Origin of the sequence: Enterobacter cloacae complex sp. P17RS (genome assembly GCF_014895885.1) — a bacterium.
Classification (GTDB): domain Bacteria; phylum Pseudomonadota; class Gammaproteobacteria; order Enterobacterales; family Enterobacteriaceae; genus Enterobacter; species Enterobacter bugandensis.
In genome coordinates this window covers 146,185-165,681 of record NZ_JADBQK010000007.1, presented here as the reverse complement: position 1 = coordinate 165,681, position 19,497 = coordinate 146,185, and the positions used below count along the sequence as shown (strand labels likewise).

Annotated in this window: 18 protein-coding genes; 11 read left to right on the top strand and 7 right to left on the bottom strand. The window is 57.1% G+C overall.

Annotated elements, in window-relative coordinates; all coding sequences use genetic code 11:
• Positions 1-43: 43 nt before the first annotated feature.
• Positions 44-523, top strand: a complete 480-nt coding sequence (locus IM265_RS08390; RefSeq protein WP_182034605.1) for an Rrf2 family transcriptional regulator — start codon at positions 44-46, stop codon at positions 521-523.
• A gap of 58 nt (positions 524-581) precedes the next feature.
• Here IM265_RS08390 and oqxB read toward each other — a convergent pair whose 3' ends face one another.
• On the bottom strand, positions 582-3,734 hold the full coding sequence (oqxB, locus tag IM265_RS08385) for a multidrug efflux RND transporter permease subunit OqxB (RefSeq protein ID WP_045261448.1): 3,153 nt from the start codon (positions 3,732-3,734) through the stop codon (positions 582-584).
• A 24-nt stretch (positions 3,735-3,758) separates the two neighbouring features.
• A complete protein-coding gene (locus IM265_RS08380; protein WP_059356987.1) occupies positions 3,759-4,934 on the bottom strand; it encodes an efflux RND transporter periplasmic adaptor subunit in 1,176 nt (391 codons plus the stop codon).
• 333 nt (positions 4,935-5,267) lie between these two features.
• On the opposite strand from IM265_RS08380, the gene IM265_RS08375 reads away from it, so the two are divergent.
• Both IM265_RS08375 and IM265_RS08370 read left to right on the top strand, forming a co-directional pair.
• Positions 5,268-5,621: a helix-turn-helix domain-containing protein gene (locus IM265_RS08375; protein WP_028012990.1), complete on the top strand. Its 354-nt coding sequence runs from the start codon at positions 5,268-5,270 to the stop codon at positions 5,619-5,621.
• Positions 5,622-5,690: 69 nt separating this feature from the next.
• Entirely contained in the window at positions 5,691-5,981 is a 291-nt protein-coding gene (locus IM265_RS08370; protein ID WP_193031288.1) for a YebG family protein, read from the top strand.
• Positions 5,982-6,044: 63 nt separating this feature from the next.
• On the opposite strand, the gene catA is transcribed toward IM265_RS08370, so the two are convergent.
• Positions 6,045-6,710: a type A chloramphenicol O-acetyltransferase gene (gene catA / locus IM265_RS08365; RefSeq protein ID WP_028012988.1), complete on the bottom strand. Its 666-nt coding sequence runs from the start codon at positions 6,708-6,710 to the stop codon at positions 6,045-6,047.
• 250 nt (positions 6,711-6,960) lie between these two features.
• Between catA and IM265_RS08360 the strand changes: the two genes are divergently transcribed.
• The 7 genes from IM265_RS08360 to clcB all read left to right on the top strand — a co-directional run bounded on the left by IM265_RS08360 (position 6,961) and on the right by clcB (position 13,599).
• Entirely contained in the window at positions 6,961-7,584 is a 624-nt protein-coding gene (locus IM265_RS08360; protein ID WP_028012987.1) for a glutathione S-transferase family protein, read from the top strand.
• Between the two features lie 155 nt (positions 7,585-7,739).
• A complete protein-coding gene (locus IM265_RS08355) occupies positions 7,740-8,477 on the top strand; it encodes a YoaK family protein (RefSeq protein ID WP_193031286.1) in 738 nt (245 codons plus the stop codon).
• A gap of 276 nt (positions 8,478-8,753) precedes the next feature.
• Positions 8,754-9,464: an osmoprotectant ABC transporter permease OsmY gene (gene osmY / locus IM265_RS08350; RefSeq protein ID WP_193031284.1), complete on the top strand. Its 711-nt coding sequence runs from the start codon at positions 8,754-8,756 to the stop codon at positions 9,462-9,464.
• 18 nt (positions 9,465-9,482) lie between these two features.
• Positions 9,483-10,382 carry an osmoprotectant ABC transporter substrate-binding protein OsmX gene (gene osmX, locus IM265_RS08345; RefSeq protein ID WP_041910236.1) on the top strand — a complete coding sequence of 300 codons (900 nt, stop codon included), beginning with the start codon at positions 9,483-9,485 and terminating at the stop codon, positions 10,380-10,382.
• A gap of 8 nt (positions 10,383-10,390) precedes the next feature.
• Positions 10,391-11,038 (top strand): osmoprotectant ABC transporter permease OsmW, encoded by a 648-nt coding sequence (gene osmW / locus IM265_RS08340; protein ID WP_028012983.1) that lies wholly within the window; start codon positions 10,391-10,393, stop codon positions 11,036-11,038.
• Positions 11,038-12,186 (top strand): osmoprotectant ABC transporter ATP-binding protein OsmV, encoded by a 1,149-nt coding sequence (osmV, locus tag IM265_RS08335; protein WP_193031283.1) that lies wholly within the window; start codon positions 11,038-11,040, stop codon positions 12,184-12,186. The genes osmW and osmV overlap by 1 nt, the downstream gene beginning before the upstream one ends.
• A 102-nt stretch (positions 12,187-12,288) precedes the next feature.
• The gene (gene clcB, locus IM265_RS08330; protein WP_193031281.1) at positions 12,289-13,599 is read left to right on the top strand and encodes a voltage-gated ClC-type chloride channel ClcB; all 1,311 of its coding nucleotides are present in this window, start codon (positions 12,289-12,291) and stop codon (positions 13,597-13,599) included.
• On the opposite strand, the gene bioD is transcribed toward clcB, so the two are convergent.
• The 3 genes from bioD to IM265_RS08315 form a co-directional block, all read right to left on the bottom strand.
• Positions 13,534-14,229, bottom strand: coding sequence for a dethiobiotin synthase (gene bioD, locus IM265_RS08325; protein ID WP_028012980.1), 696 nt, complete (start codon positions 14,227-14,229; stop codon positions 13,534-13,536). The two genes, clcB and bioD, sit on opposite strands and share 66 nt — an antisense overlap.
• A gap of 130 nt (positions 14,230-14,359) precedes the next feature.
• Entirely contained in the window at positions 14,360-15,580 is a 1,221-nt protein-coding gene (gene mlc, locus IM265_RS08320) for a sugar metabolism global transcriptional regulator Mlc (RefSeq protein ID WP_193031279.1), read from the bottom strand.
• A gap of 129 nt (positions 15,581-15,709) precedes the next feature.
• Positions 15,710-16,606, bottom strand: a complete 897-nt coding sequence (locus tag IM265_RS08315) for a LysR family transcriptional regulator (RefSeq protein ID WP_193031277.1) — start codon at positions 16,604-16,606, stop codon at positions 15,710-15,712.
• 121 nt (positions 16,607-16,727) lie between these two features.
• Here IM265_RS08315 and IM265_RS08310 point away from each other — a divergent pair, with 121 nt between their 5' ends.
• On the top strand, positions 16,728-17,981 hold the full coding sequence (locus tag IM265_RS08310; protein WP_045261454.1) for an MFS transporter: 1,254 nt from the start codon (positions 16,728-16,730) through the stop codon (positions 17,979-17,981).
• Between the two features lie 63 nt (positions 17,982-18,044).
• On the opposite strand, the gene IM265_RS08305 is transcribed toward IM265_RS08310, so the two are convergent.
• The gene (locus IM265_RS08305) at positions 18,045-19,436 is read right to left on the bottom strand and encodes an APC family permease (RefSeq protein WP_063153918.1); all 1,392 of its coding nucleotides are present in this window, start codon (positions 19,434-19,436) and stop codon (positions 18,045-18,047) included.
• Positions 19,437-19,497: the final 61 nt, after the last annotated feature.

The following is a 19,497-nucleotide window of genomic DNA, read 5'->3' as shown; positions in this document are numbered from 1 at the left end:
GGTGCCAAAAAGAACAAGATTCACCGCAACCCAGGAAAGAGAAATGTTAGATTACCGCTTCCCGACAGCTTTGCAGATGGTTCTCAGCGTAGCGATGGCGGAGCAACTAGGTGAACGTTCGACGAGTGCGATTCTGGCCTACGGCCTGGAAGCCAACCCGAGCTTTATCCGCAAATTGATGGTTCCACTCACGCGTGACGGCATTATCGTCTCAACGCTTGGCCGCAACGGCTCAATTCATCTTGGACGTCCGCCGGAAGAGATTACCCTGCGCGATATCTACCTTTCAGTCACCGAAGATAAAAAACTCTGGGCGTCGCGCCCGGACGTGCCGGCCCGCTGCGTGGTCAGCGCGAACGCCTGCTGGTACTTCAAATCTATTTCCGAAGAAGCAGAGCAGGCCTCGCTCGCGGTATTAGCGCGCCACACCGTGGCAAGCGCGCTGGACGAGTTTAAAAAAGCCGATACCAGCGGGTGCGATCCTTTACCTGAACTGATTGCCCAGTACAAAAAAGCCCAGTAATTTACGCAAAAAAAACCGCCCTCATAGTGAGTGCGGTTTTTTGTTATCTGCGATATCCCTACGCAGGCAGAACCTCTCTTTCCTCTTTGCCGCGCGTCACGAACTTACGCAGCGTCACGTAAAAGACCGGCGTCAGGAACAGACCAAACAGCGTCACGCCCAGCATCCCGGAGAAGACCGTAATCCCGGTGACGCCGCGTACTTCTGCGCCCGCGCCGTGGCCGAGGATCAGCGGAATGGTCCCGGCGATAAAGGCGATGGAGGTCATCACAATCGGACGTAAACGCAGGCGGCACGCTTCCAGCGCTGCTTCCATGATGCCTTTCCCCTGAATTTCCAGCTCGCGGGCAAACTCCACGATAAGAATCGCGTTTTTACAGGCCAGCCCCATCAACACCACCAGCCCCACCTGCACGAAGACGTTGTTATCGCCCCCGGTCAGCCAGACGCCAAACAGCGCGGAAAGCATGGTCATCGGAACGATAAGGATCACCGCCAGCGGCAGCGTCCAGCTTTCATACAGCGCCGCCAGCACCAGGAACGCCAGCAGTACCGCGACCGGGAAGACGATCAGCGCCGTATTGCCCTGCGTGGCCTGCTGGAAGCTCAGATCCGTCCATTCAATGTTCATTCCGTTTGGCAGGATCTGCTTAGACATCGCGTCCAGCTGCGTCATCGCCTGCGCGGACGAGAGTACGCGCGGGTCGGCATCGCCAATCAGATCCGCCGCCGGGTAGCCATTGTAGCGGATCACCGGATCCGGTCCGTAGGTGGTCGTGATTTTCACCATACTACCAATTGGCACCATTTCGCCCTGGCTATTCCGGGTGCGTAAATTCGCAATATCTTCCACGCTGTCGCGGAACTGCCCGTCTGCCTGCGCCATCACGCGCCAGGTGCGCCCGAACTGGTTGAAGTCGTTCACGTACGACGAGCCCAGATAGGTTTGCAGCGTACCGAACAGATCGGTCAGCGACACGCCCTGCGCTTTCGCCTTATCGCGGTCAACCTGCACGTCCAGCTGCGGAACGTTAGCCTGATAGGTTGAGATCGGGAAGTGCATTCCCGGCGTCTGCATAATCGCACCGGACATGGTGTTCACCGCGTTTTGCAGCGCGCCATAGCCCAGACCCGCGCGATCCTGAATATACAGCGAGTAGCCAGACCCCTGACCCAGCCCCAGAATCGGCGGCGGCAGAATGGAGAAACCAAAGCCCTGCTGGATTTGCGCGATTTTCGCGTTGATCTCTGCGTTAATTTCCGCCGCAGAGTGCTTGCGCTGGTCAAACGGCTTCAGGCCAAAAAACACCGTCCCGGTATTCGGCGTGTTGGTAAACTGCAGCGCGTTCAGCCCCGGGAAAGCCACCGCGTAGTCTACGCCTTCGGTATTCATGCCGATTTCGCTCATTTTGCGGATCACCGCGTCGGTGCGCGCCAGCGACGAGCCTTCCGGCATCTTCACGCCGCCAATCAGGTAGAGCTTATCCTGTGTCGGAATAAACCCGCCGGGTACCGCTTTAAACATGACGCCCGCGGCACACAGCAGCAGCAGATACACCACAAACACCGCGCCGCGTCGGCCAAGCGTTTTGCCCACCAGCCCCTGATAGCCGTTAGAGCTACGATGGAAAAAGCGGTTAAACGGACGGAAAATCCAGCCGAACAGGCGATCGATAAGCCGGGTCGGGAAGTCTTTCGGCGCGCCGTGCGGTTTTAACAGCAGCGCGGCCAGCGCCGGAGAGAGCGTCAGCGAGTTGATGGCGGAGATCACCGTGGAAATCGCTATCGTCACCGCAAACTGCTTGTAGAACTGACCGGTTACGCCTGAGAGGAACGCCATCGGCACGAACACCGCGCACAGCACCAGCGCAATCGCGATAATGGGCCCGGAGACTTCACGCATCGCCTGATGCGCCGCCGCAAGCGGCGCAAGCCCCTCTTCAATGTTTCGCTCGACGTTTTCCACCACCACGATGGCATCGTCCACCACGATACCAATCGCCAGCACCAGCCCGAATAAACTCAGGGTGTTAAGCGAAAAGCCCAGCAGATAGAGAATGCTGAACGTCCCCACCACCGACACCGGCACCGCGATCAGCGGAATGATCGACGCGCGCCAGGTTTGCAGGAACAGGATCACCACCAGTACAACCAGCACCACCGCTTCCAGCAGGGTTTGCACCACCGCACGGATGGAGTCGCGCACGAAAACCGTCGGATCGTAAGGTGCCGCCCACTTCATATCTTCCGGGAAACGGGTAGACAGCTCGTCCATTTTGGCGCGCACCGCGTTAGACAAATCGATGGCGTTCGCCCCCGGTGACTGGAAGATACCAATCCCGACCGCGTCTTTATTGTTAAGCTGAGAACGCAGCGCATAGCTGCCGGAACCCATTTCAATACGCGCCACGTCGCGCAGGCGGACGACCGAACCGTCCTCCGACGTTTTCAGGACAATGTTGCCAAACTCTTCTTCGGTATGCAGACGACCCTGGGCGTTAATGGAGATCAGGAAATCGCTCTCTTTCGGCAGCGGCTCGGCGCCAAGCTGCCCGGCGGAGACCTGCACGTTCTGCTCCTGCATTGCCGTGACCACGTCCGAGGCGGTCAGCCCGCGGGCCGCGACCTTGTTCGGATCCAGCCAGATGCGCATCGCGTATTCACCGGAGCCGAAAATCTGAATCTGGCCGACGCCGGGCAGACGCGCCAGCTCGTCCTTCACCTTCAGCGTGGCGTAGTTGCGCATATACAGTGAATCATACTTGCCGTTGGGGGAGAACAGATGCACCACCAGCGTCAGCGTTGGCGACTGCTTCTGCGTCGTGATGCCCAGGCGCCGCACGTCTTCCGGCAGACGCGCCTCGGCCTGTGCTACGCGGTTTTGCACCTGCACCTGCGCCTGATCCGGATCGGTACCCGGACGGAACGTGACGGTAGTAACCAGCACGCCGTCCGAGCCGGCAACGGATTTCATGTACATCATGTTCTCGACGCCGTTGATCGCCTCTTCCAGCGGCGTCGCCACGGTCTCGGCAATCACTTTCGGGTTGGCGCCCGGATACTCCGCGCGCACCTGTACGCTTGGCGGTACGACGTCAGGATATTCACTCACCGGCAGAAGCGGGATGGCGATTAATCCTGTGATAAAAATCAGAATCGACAGTACGGCAGCGAAAATCGGCCTGTCGATGAAAAAGCGGGAAAAGTCCATGGGAAGGATTCTCAGGTCAAGTGATCAGTTGAGGGCGTTGCTGGTGGTCATGGCGACGGTTTTCGCGTTCACCGGCATACCCGGCATGAACACTTTCTGTAGACCGTCAACGATGACCTTATCGCCAGGTTTCAGCCCCTGCTGCACGATGCGTAAACCGTCGGCCAGACGCCCCGGCGTAATATCGCGACGCTGCGCTTTACCCTCTTTATCCACGATATAGACATACTTGCGATCCTGGTCAGTCAGTACCGCTTTGTCGTCAATAAGCATGGCCTGGAATTCCGCGCTGCCCGGCAGGCGCACGCGGGCAAAGAGTCCCGGCGTGAACTGACGCTGCGCGTTATCCAGCAGCGCGCGCATGCGGATCGTACCGGTACTCGGCGTGAGCTGATTATCAAGGAAATCTACTTTACCCTGATGGGGGTAGCCCTCCTCGCCGGCAAGGCCGATCTCAACCGGTAGCGCCGTATGGTGGCTGGACGCCCCCTGCCCGTTGCGGGCGAGATTTTGATAGTGAAGATAGGTTGACTCATCCACGTCAAAGTAGACGTAAACCGTCTTCTGCGAGACCAGGGTGGTGAGCACGCTGGCGCTGTCGCCCGCGGAGACCAGATTGCCGCTGGTGATTAACGCCCGGCTGGCGCGACCATCAATAGGAGCCGTCACTTTGGTGAAGTCGAGATTGAGCTGCGCGGCGTCTACCGCAGCCTGGGCTGCGCGAATATCGGCCTGTGCCTGAATGGCGGCCGAACGGCGCTGCTCCCACTCTTCACGGGATACCAGGTTGGTATTGATGAGTTTATCGGTACGGTTAGCCTCGCTTCGCGCCAGGCTGGCCTGCGTTTTGGCTCTCTCCAGCGTCGCCTGCGCCTGCTCCAGCGCGGCGCGATAGGTTCGGTCATCAATCGTGAACAGCACCTCACCCTTTTTCACCTCCTGGCCGTCGGTGAAATTCACTTTGTCGATGTAGCCAGAGACACGGGGACGAAGCTGCACGCTTTCCACGGCTTCAATCCGGCCGTTAAAGCTATCCCACTGGCTAATGGATTTCACAACCACGTCTGCAGCATTAACGGCGGGCGCGGGCGGCGCGGCATTTTGCGCGACGCTGTCATCACATCCGACGAGCAGCACGGAGAGCATCATCGCTCCCAGCGCATTCAGATGATAGTTTCCCCAGGTTTTTTGCAGGCTCATTATTTTTATTCCGGTAATTGTAGCCGCCGGGCAAGACGCAGCGGGAGGTGCCGCGCCACTTCCTTTGTCCGGGCTGGCTTAAGGCCATTTGTGTCGTTCATCGCCACAAAACTGTAACAGTTTCGAATACACTATCGCGGCGATTGTAGGAATGCGCCTAACTAAGTGCAAGAATAATTGTTGCACTTTATGTGCTATTTGAGGCGGCGATAAAAGGCCCGTTTCGGGCAAGGATTTAAATGCAACAATAATACTTGCAATTATCGTGAAACCAGGCCACCTTAAAATGCAACAGACAAAGATACCTTTCTATCGCTGCGTGGGGGAAACCTGATGAACACTGGCGCATTTATGCATGATTTACTCGACTGGATTGACAACAACCTCGACAGTCGCCTGGACATTGAGACCGTCTCCAGGCGCTCTGGCTACTCGAAATGGCACCTCCAGCGCCTGTTTAAAGAGCACACGGGCTATCCCCTCGCCGGCTATATTCGCGCGCAAAAGCTGCAAAAATCGGTTGAGCGCTTAGCCCACAGCGATGAGCCCATCCTGAACGTGGCAATCGCGCTCGGGTTTGACTCTCAGCAGTCGTTCAACCGCAGCTTTAAGCGCCAATTCGGTCAGGCACCTGGCGCATGGCGACGCAGTATCGGCGGCCGTGAAACGCAGCCGATGCACCAGTAGCTCACTTTTTACTGCAACATCATCCCGAAGCTGCTATACTGTATATAAATACAGTATGAGAGGTGCGTGATGGCTGTTGAAATAAAATATGTTGTCGTTAGAAAAGGTGAAGAGAAAATGACATTTGCCAGTAAGAAAGAGGCTGACGCTCACGACAAGCTGCTCGATATGGCAGACGCGTTCACCGACTGGCTGTTGCAAAGCGGAATGCAGATGGATGAAACGCAGGCTGAAAATCTTGGTCTGTATCTCGCCGAGCAGAAAGAGACCGTGCAGCATATTCTGCGCACCAGCAAGCTCCCTGCTCTCGATGCCCCTGCGTCTGACAGTAAAAAAATCAGAGCGGTAAAAGCTGCCTGATTGCCACATCGTCACCGAACCTGACGCCGCAAGCAGCATGCTGCTTGCGGCTTTTTATTAACGTCACGCGCCGGATTGCGGCAAGGCATCAATCATCTCTTGTAATTCATTGTACAATCTTGCCACATGGAAACCATCGCACACGGAATGATGAACCTGAACGGCAAGGGGCAATAATACTTTGCCATCTTGTTCATAGTATTTTCCAAGCGTAAACATAGGGGCAAAAAAGTTCTTCATGTGCGCAACGTTGACGTTAAAGCTGGTAAAACTCACCCAGGGAATACCCGATATGAAAAAAATATTTTCCCGGGATTCTTCTTTAGGCCAATAAGAAAAATTATTACCGTAGCGCGCAATGTCTTCAGTATAGGTGTTCTGGAAGTGCTGAATATTGCCATCGTAATGGCTCCATAATGATGAAAAGGTCTCTGTTTCATTATGGAAAATGGTATAGTTTGGATGAATTTCGTTCCATATAATAAGCTCATTGTCTTTCATAGCCATACGGAACTCAGGATGACTGTTGACGATTTTCGAAATGAGAAAAATAATAGTCGGGTAAAATTTCCAGCCGACCGCTTTGATATGTTTTAACAGCGCAGTAATATCGATTAAAACCGTCTGGTTAAACGTCGACTGAGCGAACCCCTGAAAAATCTCAAAATGTTCCTTCCTTGCCCAACGAGATAAGTCAACGGACGTATATTCAGGGGTTATTTTTTCCATTTCTAAGCCTTTAATGAGCAAGCATATCTCTGATGTTAGCCTAAATTTTTTCCATGCATTAAGCAAGCAGGCGCCTCTGGAGAAAACGGCGCGGAATAACCGCCATTACGCCCCTGAAGACGTAACGTTTCCGCTTAAAACGCGCTGACCTGCCCGTACAGCGCACTCCTCACTCAATATTATCCCTCCCTCTTCGCGCAAAGGGTGTATTGTTTTTAAATGATTAATCCCCCTGAAGAGAAACGGTGTCATGATTAACATCCTCGGTAAAACCACCTCCATCAACGTTCGTAAAGTGCTCTGGACCTGTGAAGAAGCGGGCATCCCTTACCTGCAGGAAGACTACGGCAGCGGTTTTGCCTCAACAGAAACGGATGACTTCCGCGCGCTGAACCCCAACGCCATGGTGCCGGTGCTGATGGATGACGATTTCGTGCTGTGGGAGTCCAACGCCATCTGCCGCTATCTGGTGCGCAAGGCCGGACGTCACGATCTGCTGCCTGCAGAGCCGCAGGCCTGCGCCAACGTTGAGCGCTGGATGGACTGGCAGGCAACTGAATTCAATAACGCCTGGCGCTATGTCTTCCCGGCGCTGGGACGGAAAAACCCGGACTTTAACGACCCTGCGCGCATTGCGGCGGGAATAAAAGAGTGGAACCACTGCATCACCATTCTGGAAAACCAGCTGCAGCGCACCGGGGCCTTTGCGGCGGGCGAGACGTTTACCCTTGCGGACGTGGTGCTTGGGCTGTCAGTGAATCGCTGGAAGATGACGCCGTTTGACAAGCCCGACGTGCCGGCGATTGAGGCCTGGTATGAGCGCCTCAACCAGCGCCCGGCGTTTTTGCGTCACGGCAATAATGGCATGATATAAATTATTTACGCCCACACCTTGAGCAAGGATATTTTATTTAATTACTAAACCCTGATTGGCGTCAGAGGGAATAATAATTAAGCCATATCCTGGACAGCCCGTTGCACCGCTTTGCTAGCCTGACTATTCAGGCAAAGCTCAACCCGGAGGTATTCTTGCTGATTAGACTCAAGAAAGAACGAACGCATAAGGAGGATCGTCGGCTTGCCCTCTGGCTGGCGACCTCGGCAGGTTTGCTTAACGCCATCGCCCTTGGGGCATTTGGCTTTTTCCCCTCTCACATGACCGGCAATACCTCACAATTATCCAGCGAAGTCTCCTCCACCGATCTGAGCGATATGATTTTCTTTGGCTCGATTATTCTCTCTTTTGTCACCGGCGCCATCCTTGCTCGTCTTATTGTACTCTGGGGCATTATCCACAATATCAGGCTGGTTTTTTGCCAAATCCTTTTCGTCGAGGGGGTACTATTGACCGGCATCTCTCTCTACGAGATGTATTTCCACGCCCTCACGAGCAACCGCGAGATTATTATTTTTCTGTGCGGCCTGATGGGCATTCATAATTCAACCTCCACGCAGCTCTCCGGAGGGCGGGTGAGATCGACGCACATTACCGGCACGCTAACGGATGCAGGCATATCACTGGCCTCCGTGCTGGTGGCGATGCTTCGCAGGGATTTCTCGAAGGATACCGCGGCACAAAAAAGTCAGCTGAAAACTCACTTAACCACTATTTTCTCGTTTATGAGCGGAGGGATTGCTGGGCTGCTGTTGTTCAGATGGATTGGGTTTAACGCCATGCTGGCGCTTGGGCTGCTGCTCGCGATTGTTGCCATTTTTTCTATCATTAGCATCTCGGTTCGCGTTCGCCGGGTTCGTGCCTCTATCTAAATAACGAACGACTCTCGGCGTAAGGGCGCCCTTTAATATGTGACACTGTCACTATTGAAAATTCTCTTTAGGACTATTCTGCCCGGCACGCAACCAGCCCTTACGCCATAAGGCTTTAATTAAGGTTGTCACTAATTTCATAGGGTTACTGATTCCCCCCTTCGCTGGAACCCTTCCCAAACGCTTGCTATAGGTCAATTACCCCTGCCGAAACATGGCATAACAACAGGCAACCGGTGGTTGCTATAACGCATGCGCACAGGGAGACACACCGCAATGCACCCATTACTCAAACGCTCGCTGCTGTTTGTCGGCGCCATTCTCGTGGTCCTCGCCCTCCTCGTTTGGGGAATCGGGCTTGAGACAATCAAGGCGCGCCAGGTTGACCTGGTCTACCTCGGGCAACAGCACATGATTCTGGTTTTCTCGTCGATGTTTTTTGCCCTGCTGGTGGGCATTCCGGCCGGTATTCTGATGAGCCGTCCGGCCGCGCGGGGCGTCGCCGAATACGTGATGCAAATCTTTAATGTCGGCAACACCCTGCCGCCGCTGGCCGTGCTGGCGCTGGCGATGGTGGTGATTGGTATCGGCGATACGCCCGCCATCATCGCCCTGTTCCTCGCCTCGCTGCTGCCGATTGTGCGCAATACCTACGCCGGGCTGTGCTCGGTCCCGTCGTCGCTGCTGGAAGCGGCAAACGGGATTGGGATGACCAAATGGCAGCGCCTGTGCCAGGTTGAGCTGCCCAACGCCTGGCCGGTTATGCTCTCGGGGATCCGCATCGCCACCGCCATTAACGTCGGTACCGCGCCGCTGGCGTTTCTGATTGGCGCCAGCAGCTACGGCGAGCTGATTTTCCCGGGCATTTACCTGAACGATTTCCCAACCCTGATCCTCGGCGCGGCGGCCACCGCCCTGTTCGCCCTGATCCTCGACACCCTGCTGGCGGCGCTGGGTCGCGTGATGAGTCCCCATCTCGCTCGATAACAATAACAAGGAGCTTTTATGAGACTGATATCCAGCCTGGCGGCGCTGTGTGCCGCGGCGCTGTTCACCGGCCAGGCGATGGCGGCCCCGCTGATTCTGGCGACCAAGAGCTTTACCGAGCAGCACATTCTCTCGGCGATGACCGTACAGTACCTGCAAAAGAAAGGTTTCCAGGTTCAGCCAAAAACCAATATCGCCACGGTGATCTCCCGCAACGCGATGATCAACAAGCAGATTGATATGACCTGGGAGTACACCGGCACGTCGCTGATCATCTTCAACCACATCAACAAGCGCATGTCACCGCAGGAGTCCTGGGAGACGGTGAAGCGCCTGGATGCGAAGCACGGTCTGGTGTGGCTCAAACCCGCCGATATGAACAACACCTATGCCTTCGCCATGCAGCGCAAGCGCGCCGAGGCGGAGCATATCAACACCATGTCGGAGATGGTGGCGAAAATTGAACAGGTTCGCAAAACCAACCCGGACAAAAACTGGCTGCTGGGCTTAGACCTTGAATTTGCCGGGCGCAGCGACGGCATGAAGCCTCTGCAGGAGGCCTATAAGATGGATCTGGACCGTCCGCAAATCCGCCAGATGGACCCGGGTCTGGTCTATAACGCCGTGCGCGACGGCTTCGTCGACGCCGGGCTGGTTTACACCACCGACGGGCGCGTGAAGGGCTTTGATCTCAAAGTGCTGGAAGATGATAAAGGCTTCTTCCCGAGCTACGCGGTCACCCCGGTGGTGCGCAAGGACACCCTGGAGGCCAATCCCGGTCTGGAAGAGGCGCTCAATACCCTCTCGGCCCAGCTCAACAACGACGTTATCACCGAGCTGAACAAGAAAGTGGATATTGACCATCAGTCACCGCAGCAGGTCGCCCGCGATTTCCTGCGTAGCAAGCAGCTGCTGTAGGAGGCGCTATGGATACCGTTCACTACATTCTGGACAACTGGGACTATCTGTTAACCCTCACGCTGCAGCATCTGTGGCTGGTGGCGCTGGCCGTGGGCTTAGCGATTATCATCGGCGTCCCGCTGGGCATTCTGATTGTGCGCCACAAGTGGCTGGCGACGCCGGTGCTGGGGATTGCCACCATCGTGTTGACCATCCCGTCCATTGCCCTGTTTGGCCTGATGATCCCGCTGTTTTCGCTGATCGGTCAGGGGATTGGCGCCCTGCCCGCAATCACGGCGGTGTTTCTCTACTCGCTGCTGCCGATCGTGCGTAACACCCACACGGCGCTCGACAGCCTGCCGCCGGGCCTGCGCGAAGCCGGACGCGGCATCGGCATGACGTTCTGGCAGCGTCTGCGCTGGGTGGAAATTCCGATGGCGCTGCCGGTGATTTTCGGCGGGATCCGCACCGCCGTGGTGATGAACATCGGCGTGATGGCGATTGCCGCCGTGATTGGCGCGGGCGGACTTGGCCTGCTGCTGCTTAACGGCATCGGCGGAAGCGATATTCGTATGTTGATTGCGGGCGCGCTGATGATCTGTCTTTTAGCGATTGTGCTCGACTGGCTGCTGCACCGTCTGCAGGTGGTTCTGACTCCAAAGGGGATTCGATAATGATAAAACTGGAAAACCTCACCAAACAATTTTCACAGAAGCACGGCCAGACCTTTAAGGCCGTCGATAACGTCAATCTGAACGTGCCCGAAGGGGAAATGTGCGTCCTGCTCGGCCCGTCCGGCTGCGGAAAGACCACCACCCTGAAGATGATTAACCGACTTATCACCCCAAGCAGCGGAAACATCCTGATTAACGGCGAGGACACCAGCGGGATGGACACCGTCACCCTGCGCCGCAACATCGGCTACGTGATCCAGCAGATTGGCCTGTTCCCGAACATGACCATTGAAGAGAACATCACCGTCGTGCCGCGCATGCTGGGCTGGGATAAAGCGCGCTGCAAAGCCCGCGCCGAAGAGCTGATGGATATGGTGGCAATGGATCCGCACAAGTTCCTCCACCGTTATCCGCGCGAGATGTCCGGCGGCCAGCAGCAGCGTATTGGCGTTATTCGCGCCCTGGCGGCGGATCCTCCGGTACTGCTGATGGATGAACCCTTCGGTGCGGTGGACCCGATCAACCGTGAGGTGATCCAGAACCAGTTCCTGGAGATGCAGCGCAAGCTGAAAAAAACCGTCATGCTGGTGAGCCACGATATCGACGAAGCCCTTAAGCTCGGGGACCGCATCGCGGTCTTCCGTCAGGGGAAAATCGTCCAGTGCGCCAGCCCGGACGAGCTGCTGGCGAAACCGGCGAACGAATTTGTCGGCTCGTTTGTCGGTCAGGACCGCACGCTGAAGCGCCTGCTGCTGGTCTCCGCCGGCGACGTCACCGATCAGCAGCCGACCATTACGGTACGGGGTTCGACTCCGCTCCCGGAAGCCTTTGCAACCATGGATGATAACGATATTCGCGCGATTACCGTGGTTGACGAGCACGGCAAGCCGCTGGGCTTTGTGAAGCGTCGCGAAGCGCGTAACGCCAGCGGGACCTGCGCCGACATCCTGCATCCGTTCCGCATGACCGGCAAAGCCGAAGACAACCTGCGCGTGGTGCTGTCACGCCTGTATGAGAGCAACACCAGCTGGATGCCGATCGTGGATGAGGACGGGCGCTACAACGGCGAGATTTCGCAGGATTATATTGCCGAGTATCTGAGTTCAGGGCGTACGCGCCGGGCGCTGAATATTCATAGCGACAGTTAATTTTTCCAGCCGGGCATCGCCCGGCTTTTTCGCACGCATACCTTTTGCTAACCCCACGATTTCCCGCCACAATATTGTATCGTCCCCGTTTACTCGCGACCCATGCAACGTCTTCATTCGTACCCCGACATCCGCGCAATGTTTCGCCGACTCCTGATTGCCACCGTCACCGGCGTGCTGGCCGCGCTGGCCGTTGCGGTGTTCCGCCACAGCATGTACCTGCTGGAGTGGCTGCTTCTGAGCAACGACAGCGGCAGCCTGGTGAATGCCGCCGCGTCGCTCTCCCCCTGGAGGCGCGCGCTGACGCCCGCGCTGGGGGGGCTGGCTGCCGGGCTGTTGCTCTGGGGATGGCAGCGCCTGACCGCCCAGCGGCCTCATGCCCCTACCGATTATATGGAAGCGCTGGAGACCGGCGACGGTCAGTTTGATTACGGCGCCAGCCTGGTGAAGTCCCTTGCCTCACTGCTGGTCGTGGCCAGCGGAAGCGCCATCGGGCGCGAAGGGGCGATGATCCTGCTTGCCGCCCTCGCCGCCTCCTTTTTTGCCAGGCGCTTTACGCCCAAATCGGAATGGAAGCTTTGGATCGCCTGTGGCGCCGCCGCCGGGATGGCCAGCGCCTACCATGCTCCGTTAGCGGGAAGCCTGTTTATTGCAGAGATTCTGTTTGGCACGCTGATGCTGGCCTCGCTCGGCCCCGTGGTGATTGCGGCGGTGGTGGCGCTTCTTACGACGCAACTCCTGGCACCGGGTGCCGGTACGCTCTACGAGGTCCATCTGAGCGGCATTCTCACCGCGGCAGATTATGCCCTGCTGGTCGCGATGGGGCTGCTGGCAGGTCTCTGCGGACCGCTGCTGATGTGGCTAATGGCGTTCAGCCACGGGCTTTTCCTGCGTCTCAGGCTTTCGCCGCCGTGGCAGCTGGCGCTCGGCGGCTTGATTGTCGGGCTGCTTTCTCTTTTGACGCCGAAGGTTTGGGGGAACGGCTACAGCGTGGTTCAGGCTTTTCTGCTCGCCCCGCCGCTGCTGTCGGTGATTGCCGGCGTGTTCATCTGTAAATTGCTGGCGGTGCTGGCAAGCAGCGGTTCGGGTGCGCCGGGCGGGGTATTTACGCCTACGCTGTTTGTCGGTATGGCTACGGGGATGCTGTTCGCGCAGCTTTTCGCGCTGTGGCTGCCGGGTTCTGAGACGGCCATGTTGCTGGGGCTGGCCGGGATGGCAACGCTGCTCGCTGCGACCACGCATGCACCCATTATGTCGGCGCTGATGGTCTGTGAAATGACCGGGCAGTATTTTTTACTGCCCGGTTTACTGGTCGCCTGCGTGATAGCGTCCGTACTGTCGCGGACGTTACGCCACGACTCGATCTACGGTCAACACGCCACCGAGGGCAGAGAGATCGATGTACTGCGCTAGCTCGCGCTGCTCGGCGCGAGGCAGATAAGGCAGCTCGCCCACCAGCGGGCCAGGCAGTTTGGTGCTCAGTACGTCGATGATCTCCGCGTAGTGCGCGAGGCCTGGATTAATACGGTTTGCCACCCAGCCAGCCAGCGGCAGGCCGTCATTGGCAATCGCCTGCGCCGTCAGCAACGCGTGGTTGATACACCCTTCCTGGATCCCCACTACCATCACTACCGGCAGCTGCTCCTGCACGACCCATTCAGACAGCGGGCGCAGGTCATTCATCAGGCTGCGCCAGCCGCCCGTTCCTTCGACGACTACGTGATCGACCTGCTCACTCAGGTTCGCCAGCCCGTCGGATAACAGGGAATAATTGATCGGGCCGCTGTGCGCCACGCTGCTTTCATCTTCGCTTAACGCAATAGGATTGACCGCGTGATAAGGCAGTTCCAGCGACGAGACGCTTTGCAGCACCAGGGCGTCTTTATTTCGCAATCCCTCTGGCGTCTCTTTACTCCCTTTTGCGACCGGTTTGTACCCAGCGACGCGTTTACCGCTTGCTGTCAGAGCCTGCAGCAATGCGCGGGATACAACGGTCTTGCCGACAGAGGTATCTGTACCAGTAACAAAGAAACGCTTAAGCATGACTCACTCCACCTCTTGGGTATGCTTCGAAAATATCAACCAGGTAAATAATTCAGTGGAGGAAGTCTACGGGATGCGTGCGCTACCCGGCTTGAGATAGCGCAATTTTTCTTACATCTGCGGAAAAGAGTTAACCCTGTAACAGGCGGATAAGCAGCGAGCCGTTGTACATGGCATCTTTGACCAGCGCCGCGCCGGCCATCGTGCCCTGGTTGGAAAATTGGGTACTTTCTACCGCAATATTTCTGCTGTAGGCGGGAAGCGACTGCTGCTGAATACAGGCCGTAATCGCCGGGAAGAGGATCTCCGCCGCCTGGCTGAGCGGTGAGCCGATCAGGATTTTTTGCGGATTGAAGAGGTTCACCATAATCGCCAGAATGCGGCCTACGTTATTACCCACCCCGGTAATAATGTCCTTCGCCAGCAGATCCCCCTCACGCGCGGCGGCGCAGAGGGAATCCACCGTTAAGGGTTGGCCGTGAAGCGAGGAGCTCATGGACTGACTGAGCCTCACCTGCGCCAGTTCGAGCACGCTTTCCACGCTGGCGATCGTCTCCAGACAGCCGTGGTTCCCGCAGTAGCAGCGTTTACCGTACGGGTCGACCTGGGTATGACCAATTTCCACCAGGCTGCTGCTCCCGGCGTGGAGAAGCCGTCCGTCGGTGATCACCCCCGCCCCGACGTTGTGGTCGATGACCACCTGAATGACATCCCGCGCACCGCGCGACGCGCCAAACAGCGCTTCCGCCATCGTCCAGGCGCTGATGTCGTGCTGAATATAGACCGGGACGCCGGTATGGTTTTCCAGCACTTCGCCCAGCGGCATCTCTTTAACATCGTCGTAAAACGGCATGCGGTGAACAATACCATTTTCGGTATCAATAATGCCGGGCATGGTGATGGCAATCGCCGTTAAGCGTTCAAGCCGCTGCTGATGGCGAATAAAGAAGCGATCGATATGGGAGACAATCGCATCGAGAAGCGGTTCCTCGGCGTTGAGCGGCAGCTCAAGTCGGTCTTCCACCACCAGCTTGCTGCTGAGATCGCGCAGCGCAAGGAAGATCTCTCCGCGGCTGATGCGCAGCGAGAGGTAGTGCCAGGCTTCCGTCTCGACCACCAGGCCGACCGCCGGACGACCACGGCTGCCCGGCTCCTGAATTTCCGTCTCCTGGACCAGGTGCGCTTCCAGCATTTCGCGGACAATTTTGGTGATACTGGCAGGTGCCAGCTGTGCCAGGCGCGACAGATCGATACGCGAAACCGGACCAAGCTGATCAATCAGGCGATACACCGCGCCAGCGTTGGTCTGCTTAATCTGATCAATATGCCCTGGCTGACTATCAGCAACCACCTCGTACTCCCTTATTTTCGAGCTTCGAAATAAACTGTTGGCTATGGTGAAGCACTTCCATGGGTGTCGTCAAATATTTACTTAGCCTTGTGATTTACCGCACATTTTTACCCGTTTTCCAGGGAAATATCAGACCGCGGAAGCCTGGATTAACCGCTGTTTGAAGCGCTGGGCAGCATGACTCTGTTCGCGATGTTTTGACCACACTAGCCACATCTCTGAAACGGCATCCTCTTCGGCGATAGCAACCCAGCGCATCTCGCGCAGCTGTACCCGCTTAAAGGAGGCCGGGAGTATCGACACGCCCAGCCCGGCGGCGACCAGGCCGATAATGGTCATCGCCTCTCCCACTTCCTGGGTAATGACCGGCGCCAGATCGTAGCGGCGCATCAGCCCAAGGATATCGTCATACAGGCCCGTCCCGACCTGCGGGTCAAAAAAGACAAACGGCTCTTTTGCCAGCTCCGCCAGCGAAACCGCCGGACGCGACGCCAGCGGGTGATCGTTCGGGATCATGGCCATCAGCGGTTCGCGCAGGATAACCTCCCACGCCAGCGTGTCCGGCAGCTGGGTATTACGCATCAGCGCCAGATCGAGCGCACCTTCGTTCAGCGGCGCAATCTGCTCGCGGGTATTAATTTCGCGCGTCTGAATATGCACGTCCGGAAAATGACGGCGGAAGGACGAAAGCGTCTGCGAGACGGCGCTGATAAACGGCGCGGACGAGGTAAACCCGATCCGCAGCTCCCCGGCTTCCCCAAGATAGAGCCGTTCCGCCCGGGCAGCGGCGTCGTCGACCATGCTCAGAATTTGTCGGCTGTCGATCAGAAACTGCTTACCCGCTGCCGTCAGGCTCACGCTGCGGTTGGTGCGGGCCAGAAGACGCGCCCCGACCTGCTGTTCGAGGATTTGAATCTGCTGGCTTAAAGGCGGCTGAGAAATGTTCAGCCGTGCCGCCGCGCGGCCAAAATGCAGTTCCTCAGCGACGGCGACAAAATAGCGAAGATGACGCAGCTCGATATTCATATTTTTAAAGTATCATTTGAGATTATTAATATATTAGACAGAATATTTACATTTTCCTACCCTGTACGTGTGGTCATACCCGTCACCAGAAATCACGGGGATGTTTAAGCAAGGAAACTGTGTGAGTCGTACATCTACCATTGATATCGAGCCGGCCAGAGATATTAATGATTTGCCTGTAGCATCGCAGCCGGTTCAGTTCATCAAACGTGGTACCCCCCAGTTTATGCGCGTCACGCTGGCGCTCTTTTCCGCCGGTCTGGCAACGTTTGCCCTGCTCTACTGCGTTCAGCCGATCCTGCCCGTTCTCTCCCACGAGTTTGGCGTATCTCCTGCCAGCAGCAGCGTTTCGCTTTCCATTTCAACCGGGATGCTGGCAATTGGCCTGCTTTTTACCGGCCCGCTCTCCGACGCCGTTGGCCGTAAACAGGTGATGGTAACCGCCCTGATGCTGGCCTCGGTCTGTACGTTACTCTCGACCATGATGACCAGCTGGCACGGCATTTTGATGATGCGCGCGCTGATCGGGCTATCGCTCAGCGGCGTGGCGGCAGTCGGGATGACCTATCTCAGCGAGGAGATCCATCCGAGCTTCGTCGCCTTTTCGATGGGGCTGTACATCAGCGGGAACTCGATTGGCGGCATGAGCGGGCGTCTGCTGAGCGGGGTATTCACGGACTTCTTTAGCTGGCGTATTGCGCTGGCGGTGATCGGGTGTTTTGCGCTGGCATCGGCCCTGATGTTCTGGAAAATCCTGCCGGAATCGCGTCATTTTCGCCCGACGTCTCTGCGTCCGAAAACGCTGTTTATCAACTTCCGTCTGCACTGGCGTGACAAAGGTTTACCGCGACTGTTTCTGATGGGATTCCTGCTGATGGGTTCCTTCGTGACGCTGTTTAACTATATTGGCTACCGGCTGATGCTCTCGCCGTGGCATCTGAATCAGGCCGTTGTGGGTTTGCTTTCCGTGGCCTATCTCACCGGTACGTGGAGTTCGCCGAAAGCCGGGGCGATGACGGCACGCTTTGGCCGCGGGCCGGTGATGCTGGTGTTTACCGCGGTGATGCTGCTCGGCCTGCTGCTGACGCTCTTCTCTTCCCTGTGGCTTATCTTTGCCGGGATGCTGCTCTTCTCCGCAGGGTTCTTCGCCGCTCACTCCGTCGCCAGCAGCTGGATTGGCCCGCGCGCGCGTCGCGCCAAAGGCCAGGCATCGTCGCTGTATCTGTTTAGCTATTATCTGGGCTCAAGCATTGCCGGGACGCTGGGCGGCGTGTTCTGGCATCACTACGGCTGGAACGGCGTGGGCGGGTTTATCGCGCTGATGCTCTGTGCCGCACTGCTGGTGGGCGCAAGCCTTCATAAACGCCTGCGATAATCATCCTGCGGGCTGATGCCCGATCCAGATAAACGGCACCAGCTTACTGGTGCCGTTTTTCGTTCAGGAATCCCAGGCCTGTTCTATCTTACCGGCTTCAAACTGCGGAGGCGGTTTTCGGAAGCGGCGCGTGAGCCAGGTCAGGTAAAGGACACCCAGTGCCGCCCAGATGAGGCCAAGCGTCAGGGACGTAGCTTCGAGGTTGATCCACAGCACGCCGACCGTTGCGGCACCAATGAGTGGCAGCAGGAAATAGTGGAGCCGATCTTTCCACGTTTTGTTCAGCCCCTTACGCCGCCAGAAATGGTTGTACACCGAGAGATTAACAAACGTAAACGCCACCAGCGCGCCAAAGTTGATCAGCGCCGTCGCGGTCACCAGATCAAAGTACAGGGCCGACAGCGCCACTATCCCTACCATAATCACGTTCAGGGCCGGAGTGCGCCACTTCGGATGCACGTAGCCAAACACCCGCTCAGGAAAGACGTTGTCACGCCCCATCACGTACAATAAGCGTGAGACGCTGGCGTGCGAGGCCAGGCCTGAAGCGAGCGTATTCACAAACGTGGTGCACAGAAACACCGACTGGAAGAGCTTGCCGCCCACGTACAGCGCAATTTCCGGCAGCGCGGCGTCCGGGTTCTTGAAGCGCGCGATCGTCGGGAAAAAGAGCTGCATGAAAAACGAGGCAACAATAAATATCAGCCCGCCATACAGTGCGGTCAGGAAAATCGCTTTGGGGATCACCCGCGCCGCGTTTGGCGTCTCCTCCGAGAGCGTGGTGACCGCGTCAAAGCCGAGGAAAGAGAAGCAGACGATAGTCGCGCCGGTAATGATAGGAAGCAGGTGCGCGTTCTCGCTGATAAACGGCTGGAGCGACCAGACGGTGCCAACCCCCTCCCCCTTGTGCAGTCCATGCACTACGAGTATGACAAAGACCACCATGATGGCGACCTGCACCAGCACAAACAGAGTGTTAAAGTTGGCGACCAGGTTAACGCTTTTCAGGTTCGCCAGCGTCAGGATCGTCACAAACCCCACCACCCAGACCCAGGGCGGGACTTCAGGGAACAATGCGGAAAGGTAGATCTTCGCCAGCAGCACGTTGATCATCGGCAGGAAGAGATAGTCCAGCAGGGATGACCAGCCGACCATAAACCCCAGGTGGGGGCCGATCGATTTCTGCGTGTAGGTATACGCGGAGCCCGCTTCCGGGAACTGTCGTACCAGTTTGCCGTAGCTGATGGCGGTAAACATGACGCCCGCCAGCGCCAGCAGATACGAGGCGGGCACGTGGCCATTGCTGATACCGGACACAATGCCGAAGGTATCAAACACGGTCATGGGAGTGAGGTAAGCCAGCCCCATCATGACCACCTGCCAGAGCTTGAGGGAACTGCGCAGCCGGGTTCTTCCGGCCATGCGCGGCGAGTCAAGAGAAGTGTTAGTCGCCATAAACCGTCCCCCCCATGCTTACCGTGGTTTGCAATCGCGTTGACCGTAACGCAAACCTGCT